Source organism: Kitasatospora putterlickiae, assembly GCF_039527695.1.
GTDB classification, from domain to species: Bacteria; Actinomycetota; Actinomycetes; order Streptomycetales; family Streptomycetaceae; genus Kitasatospora; species Kitasatospora putterlickiae.
Map to the genome: position 1 here is coordinate 899 of NZ_BAAAKJ010000060.1, position 6,003 is coordinate 6,901.

7 protein-coding genes are annotated in these 6,003 nt (G+C 74.7%); 2 read left to right on the forward strand and 5 right to left on the reverse strand.

Annotated elements, in window-relative coordinates; genetic code table 11:
• From ABD308_RS06815 to ABD308_RS06825, 3 genes are all read right to left on the reverse strand, one after another.
• Positions 1–1,260: acyl-CoA dehydrogenase family protein (locus ABD308_RS06815; RefSeq protein WP_344329101.1), on the reverse strand; the 1,260-nt coding region annotated here is incomplete at its 3' end.
• Positions 1,261–1,673: 413 nt separating this feature from the next.
• A complete protein-coding gene (locus ABD308_RS06820) occupies positions 1,674–2,168 on the reverse strand; it encodes a hypothetical protein (protein WP_344329109.1) in 495 nt (164 codons plus the stop codon).
• A 777-nt stretch (positions 2,169–2,945) separates the two neighbouring features.
• A complete protein-coding gene (locus tag ABD308_RS06825) occupies positions 2,946–3,182 on the reverse strand; it encodes a DUF397 domain-containing protein (protein WP_344329147.1) in 237 nt (78 codons plus the stop codon).
• Between the two features lie 294 nt (positions 3,183–3,476).
• Here ABD308_RS06825 and ABD308_RS06830 point away from each other — a divergent pair, with 294 nt between their 5' ends.
• Both ABD308_RS06830 and ABD308_RS06835 read left to right on the forward strand, forming a co-directional pair.
• On the forward strand, positions 3,477–4,016 hold the full coding sequence (locus ABD308_RS06830; RefSeq protein WP_344329117.1) for a PTS-dependent dihydroxyacetone kinase phosphotransferase subunit DhaM: 540 nt from the start codon (positions 3,477–3,479) through the stop codon (positions 4,014–4,016).
• A 129-nt stretch (positions 4,017–4,145) separates the two neighbouring features.
• The gene (locus ABD308_RS06835; RefSeq protein ID WP_344329127.1) at positions 4,146–5,075 is read left to right on the forward strand and encodes an NAD-dependent epimerase/dehydratase family protein; all 930 of its coding nucleotides are present in this window, start codon (positions 4,146–4,148) and stop codon (positions 5,073–5,075) included.
• Between the two features lie 13 nt (positions 5,076–5,088).
• Here the strand turns inward: ABD308_RS06835 and ABD308_RS06840 are convergent, their stop codons facing one another.
• Together ABD308_RS06840 and ABD308_RS06845 are read right to left on the reverse strand one after the other, a co-directional pair.
• Positions 5,089–5,571 carry an NUDIX hydrolase gene (locus ABD308_RS06840; protein ID WP_344329134.1) on the reverse strand — a complete coding sequence of 161 codons (483 nt, stop codon included), beginning with the start codon at positions 5,569–5,571 and terminating at the stop codon, positions 5,089–5,091.
• A gap of 41 nt (positions 5,572–5,612) precedes the next feature.
• A partial coding sequence (locus ABD308_RS06845) for an LbetaH domain-containing protein (protein ID WP_486327009.1) occupies positions 5,613–6,003 on the reverse strand: 391 nt, incomplete at its 5' end.

A 6,003-nucleotide genomic window follows, 5' to 3' on the forward strand; every position in this document is an offset into this window, starting at 1 on the left:
GGGCCGGGCGCCGCGGCCCAGGGCGGCCCGGCCCGCGGCCTCCAGCACGGCCTCGTCGGGGGCCAGGTGCACCCGGCTGCTGAGCACGTCCCGCAGGTAGCGCTCCAGCGGGTGACGGCGGCTCAGCCCCGGGTTGCCGGTGAGCGAGACGGCCTGCTGGACGGCGGATATCGCCGCCCGGCAGGCCAGCAGGTGGGCCGGGCCGGTCCGGGCGACCGCGTCCGGCTCGGCCCGGTCCACCCGGGGGGCCAGCCCGTGGACCAGTTCCTCGGCGCCGATCAGCTGGGCCTCGATCTCGCCCAGCGCGGCACGGTACCGGGGCAGGCTGCCGAGCGGCTCGGTGAGATTGGCCGGAGTTCGCTGGTGCAGGAACCGGACCAGCCAGTCCTGGGCCGAGCGGGCGACCCCGACGGCCACCGCGGAGAGCGCCAGATCGTGCCAGGCCCGGGCCAGTTCGGCCGCCGGGACGGCCCGCGCGGCGTCCTGGGCGGCGGCGCCGCCGGAGCGCGCGGCGGAGCCGGACGCGCCCTTTCCGGCGCCCCCCTTCGACGGGTTCAGGCCGAGTGCGAGCTCGGCGGGCACCCGCACCTCGTCCAGCACCACGTCATGGCTGGCACTGGCCCGCAGGCCGAGCTGGTCCCAGGTCGGGTCGACCTCCAGGCCCTCGCTCTCACCGCGCACCAGGAACGTCCCGGTCCGGGGCTCCGGTTCGTCGGTCCGGGCGGTCACCGCCATCCAGGCGAGCGCCTCGGCACCGGTGCAGTACGTCTTGCGGCCGGTCAGCCGCCAGTCGGTGCCGTCCCACCGGGCCACCGTGGCCGGCGGTTCGCCGCTGCGGCCGCCGGGCTCCACCCGCAGGGTGTTGACCAGGGCCGGGCCGCGCCGGGACTCGTTGAGCAGCCGCCGGTAGCCGGCCGTCGGCCAGTTCGCCGTCCGCGCCTGCTCGGCGTGCTGGAGCAGGGTGAACGCGGTGACCACGGCCACCGAGGCGTCCCCGCGCCCGAGTTGGGCCAGTACCTGGACGGTGTCGGCGAGCGTTCCGCCGGGGCCGCCGTACCGCCGGTCGACGGTCAGGGTGAGCAGTCCGGCCTCGTGCACGGCCTCGATGCCCTGGTAGGGGAAGGTCGCGTCGCGGTCGTGCTCCTCGGCCCGGGCGGCCAGCAGGTCGACGACCCGGGGCAGCCCGGCGAGGGCGGCCTCGACGGGGGACGGGGCGGGTGACGGGGCGGCGGACGGCTGGTCGGCAGCGATGGTGCTCATGGGGCAGGTGCCTCCGGGCGGCAGCGTGGGCTCTGACTCCTCGACACGCCGGGACGGGCGCGCGGTACCGGCAGGCGACCCCGGAGGTCGGCGGAACTCCCGCCCCCGGAACCCGGGTTCAGCGGAAATCCCGCCTCCGGACCGGCGCCGACCACTCGGCCGGCCGCCCGCCGCCTCGGGGACGAATCCCCCTCAGTGACCCGGACACGCCGCGCTGGCGGTGCGCCGCAGGTCGAGGTAGCTGCGACGGGTCAGCAGCGGGAGACGGCACGACATGTCCGCGACTTTACGAAGCCGTGATCGAAGCCGTCAAGCAGCGTCCAGGACCGGGGACGAGCCGGGTGACGGGAGCGCCCCGAGTACCGGAAGGGGAAGCGGAACCCTGCCTTCCGGGGCACGGTTCCGGCGCCCGGTCAGCCCTGCTGGAACATGTCCGCGGGCAGCGGCTTGAGCAACTGGTAGAGGTCGTCCGAAATCGGTCGGTCCCAGGAGGCGATGGTGACCTGCACGCCGTCACTCCGGCCGAACTGGGCACAGAAGACCCGGCCCTCGCTGACCTTGACCTTCTTCACGATCAGCAGGTCGTCCCCGAGCATCACCGGGAAGTCCTCCGCCGAGACGAACTCGACCGGTTCCTCGTCGCCCAGGGCGGCGAGCAGTTGACGCACCTCGAAGGGCACGCTGTCGCCGGTGTCCCGGGCCGGCGAACCCTCGGGGAGGTTGCCGATGAACATCGCCGGGCCTCTGCCGCCGAACAGGTCGTAGCGCAGGAAAATCCCCTGGCAGGAGCCGTCCGGGCCGGTCATCATGGCCGCGCCGAAGTCGCCGGGCCAGTCACCCGGGTCCATGGCGAGCACGTCGAAGTCCGGGCCGGTGGGCTGACCGGAGCGACGGCGGAGAAAAGACATGGGAACATCGTACGTGCCCGGCACACCACGCTCGCGGGGTGGGTGGGGCACCGGACGGAGATCCACGCTCAGAGACCAATGTTGACTCTGAGCAACCGTCCGGGCTACGTTCGGTTCAGCACGACAGCCGTTCTGGGTTTCACCCTTCGGGGGGACGGCATGTCGCAACGCGGCCCTACACGCGTTTCCCTCACTGTGCACACCGTCGTGCCGATCCGCCGAGCACCCAGCTTCGACGTCGCACACCGCACAGCACACAAGCCAACAGTTCCATGCATCACAAGCAAGGTCCGCGGGGCCCCGGCCCGTCGCTCCCGCGGATCTGCTCGGGACGCCGCCGCGTGGGGGCGTGCGGGTCCCGAGCAACGGCACCGCGATCCGAGTCGCTCTCGGGTCCGGCGCCATCCTCCCGGCGACTGCCGGCCCCTCGTGGGCCGGGACCGGCCGACGCACCCCGGTGCGCAGGGGATGACTGGGAGGAGACTCGGCAGCGCTGCCGGGTCGCACAGCAGGCGCCGTGTCTGGCCGCGTGGGGGCGGTGGGCACGGCGTCTGCCTGTGTTCATACTCTGAGCTGCGTCATGTCCAGCAGTCAACAGAAATTATGACTGGGCACGCTCAAATGTGATCGGAACGATGACCACCGGAGACCTTCGGACCCCGGGAGGGGCTCGAACCCCTTCCCGGTCGGCCCCGTGGCGCGTCCGGACGGCCGGGAGGCCGGCCCGGTGGTCGGGCCGGCCTCCCGGCGGATCGGAGGACAGACCTCCGGATCCCGTCAGGTGAGGTCGAACTCGCCGTCCCGCGCGCCGAGCACGAAGGCCCGCCACTCCGCGGGCGTGAACACCAGGACCGGACCGTCCTCCTGACGGCCGTCCCGCATGCCGATGTAGCCGTCCACGAAGGCGATCTGGACATCGCCCACGCCCTGGCTGCTGCAGAGCCAGGTCGCCCCGGTGAAGTCCACCTTCGGCTTCCCGTTCGCGCCGAGCCCCACCGCTCCCGCCGGCTCCACGCCGGTCCCGCTGTTGGCTACCACTGCTGCTCTCTCCTCCCGACGGCCTGAACGGCCCCAGCCTAGTCACCCGCACGGCCCCGGTCAGCGGGATCGGAAGGACTCCCCCGGCCGGGACCGACGGGCCGTCAGCGGCCCCGGCCCGGGCCGTCCGGCGCGTGTCCCGCGCGGGCGGGCGGCGGGCTTGCTGCCAGAGTGTGGGGAGCCCCCACCGGGCCCGGTACCCCCTCCCAGCACCACCCAGCCCCGCCGGTCCCCCGCCAATCCCCCACCCAGCGCCCCGAGGAGCAGCCGATGAGCCGCCGGGACGGCACCCGCGCCGATGTCATCCCCATCTCCGAGGCCCCCTCGGCCCACCCTCCGGCGCCCCGCACCCCGCCCGCCCCGGACCCGCGGCCCCGGACCACCCCGGGCCGGCCGCCCGCGCACGGCCGGGTCGGCGTCGTCCTGGTCTCGCACAGCCAGGAACTCGCCAACGCCGTGCGCTCCCTCGCGCTCGCGCTCACCGGTGACGACTCCCCCACCCCGGTGGCCGCGACCGGCGGGGACCTGCTGGACGGTCCCGGGATCAGCGCCGTCCTGGTCGCCGCCGCCACCCGCCGGGTCGACCAGGGCCACGGCGTGGTCGTGCTGGCCGACCTCGGCGGCGCGGTGACCACCGTCCGGGCACTGCTCGCCGACGCCGACGAGCACGGCCTGCCGTTCCCGGTCCGGTTCGCCAACGCCCCGTTCGTCGAGGGCGCGGTGGCCGCGGTCGCCACGGCCACGGCCGGCGGCGACCTCGCGGCGGTGCTGGACGCCGCCGAGGAGGCGTACCGCCAGCCCAAGGGCTGACCCCCGGCCCCGCGTTCGTGGCCGCTTCCGGCCGTTCTCGGGGTTCCAGCCCACCCCGGGTGACCGCGCGGCTACCATCGGCACAGGACCGGCCGAGGGCCGTCCGGTCGCGAGGGGGGATCCTCAGCCATGCGCGTGGTCGTCACCGGCGGAGCCGGATTCATCGGGGCCAACCTGGTCCGGGCCCTGCTCGCCCGGCCCGAGGTGGACCAGGTCCGGGTCGTGGACAACCTCTCCACCGGGCGGAAGGCCAACCTGGCCGGCACCGGCGCCGTGCTCCACGAGGGCACCATCCTGGACCCGGCGCTGCTGGACGAGGCCTTCACCGGCGCCGACGCCGTGGTCCACCTCGCCGCGCTGCCCTCCGTGCCCCGCTCGGTGGCCGACCCGCTCGCCAGCCACCACGCCAACGCCACCGGCACCCTGGAGGTGCTGGAGGCGGCCCGCCGCGCCGGCGGCCTGTACGTGGCCGCCGCGTCCTCCTCCTCGGTCTACGGCGCCAACCGCGAGCTGCCCAAACGGGAGACCATGCGCACCGCGCCGATGAGCCCCTACGCGGTCAGCAAGCTCGCCACCGAGTCCTACCTGGCGGCCTACCACCACTGCTACGGGCTGGGCGTGCTGCCGCTGCGGTTCTTCAACGTCTTCGGCCCGCTGCAGCCCGCCGGGCACGCCTACGCGGCCGTCGTCCCGGCCTTCCTCGACGCCGCGCTGGCCGGGCGGCCGGTCACCGTGCACGGGGACGGCGGGCAGAGCCGGGACTTCACCTTCGTCGGCACCGTCACCCAGGTGATCACCGACGCGGTGCTGCGCCGGGTGGTGCACGCCGACCCGGTGAACCTGGCCTTCGGCACCCGCACCTCGCTGCTGGAGCTGATCGGCGAGCTGGAGTCGGTCCTCGGCCGCCCCGTCGAGGTCACGCACGTCGACCCGCGGCCCGGCGACGTCCGGGACTCGCAGGCCGACAACGCGCGGCTGCGCGAGCTGTTCCCGGACGTCCGGCCGGTGCCGCTGCGCGAGGGCCTGGAGCGGACGGCGGAGTGGTTCCGCGGCCTCTAGGCCCCACTCGCGGTCAGGGCAGCAGGGCGCCGCTCCACTGGAAGGCGGCCTCGGCGTGGCCGGCCACCGCCCGGTGGATCCAGCCGAGTTCGTTCTTCCCCATCGGCGGCAGCTCGTCCAGGGCGTACCAGCCGACGGCGAGCGTCTCGTCCTCGTCCACCCGGACCTCGCCGCCCACCGGGCGGCAGTGGAAGACGACCTCCAGGTACTGCGTCATGTCGCCGTTGGGGTAGGTGATCTCCGGCGAGACGGTGACGGACACCAGCCGCTCCGGGACGGCGACGACGCCGGTCTCCTCCAGACACTCGCGGACGGCGCCGTCGGCGGGCTGCTNNTCGAGGATGCCGCCGGGCGGCGCCCAGCTACCGTCGTCGGCGCGCTGCACGAGCAGCACCCGGCCGTCGTCGTCCAGGACGACCGCGACGACGGCGCTGAGCCAGAGCATGCGGGGGCCGACCACGGCGCGGAGGTCGGCGAGGAACTCGGGAATGGCCATGGCCCGCACCCTATCCGGGTGCGGGCGGGGCCGACGCCTTCTCAGCCGTCGCGCAGCGGGCGGGCCGGGGAGCCGACCATCACCTCGCCGGGCGGCACGTCCCTGGTGACCACGGCGGCCGCGCCCACGAAGGCGTCCTCGCCGACCTTGAGGCCCTGGAGGACCACGGCGTTGGAGCCGACGGTGGCGCCGTCCGCCAGCAGCACGGCGCCCGAGACGTTCCCGCCCGGATAGACCGACACCCGCTCGCCGAACACCGTGTCGTGCCCGACCGTCGCGTTGTAGTGGACCTGGCTGTGCGCGCCGAGCCGGACACCGCTGGACACGTAGGCGCCGCCCATCACCAGGCAGCCCGGGCCGAGCACGGTGTCCGGGGCGATCAGCGCCCGGGGGTGGACCAGGGTGGCCGGTTCGGCGCCCAGGCCGTCCAGC

Bases quoted from the DNA above. Each gene is read 5' to 3' on its own strand.
- ABD308_RS06820 (WP_344329109.1), bottom strand. From the start codon at position 2,168: ATGTCTTTTCTCCGCCGTCGCTCCGGTCAGCCCACCGGCCCGGACTTC.
- ABD308_RS06835 (WP_344329127.1), top strand. From the start codon at position 4,146: ATGCGCGTGGTCGTCACCGGCGGAGCCGGATTCATCGGGGCCAACCTG.
- ABD308_RS06830 (WP_344329117.1), top strand. From the start codon at position 3,477: ATGAGCCGCCGGGACGGCACCCGCGCCGATGTCATCCCCATCTCCGAG.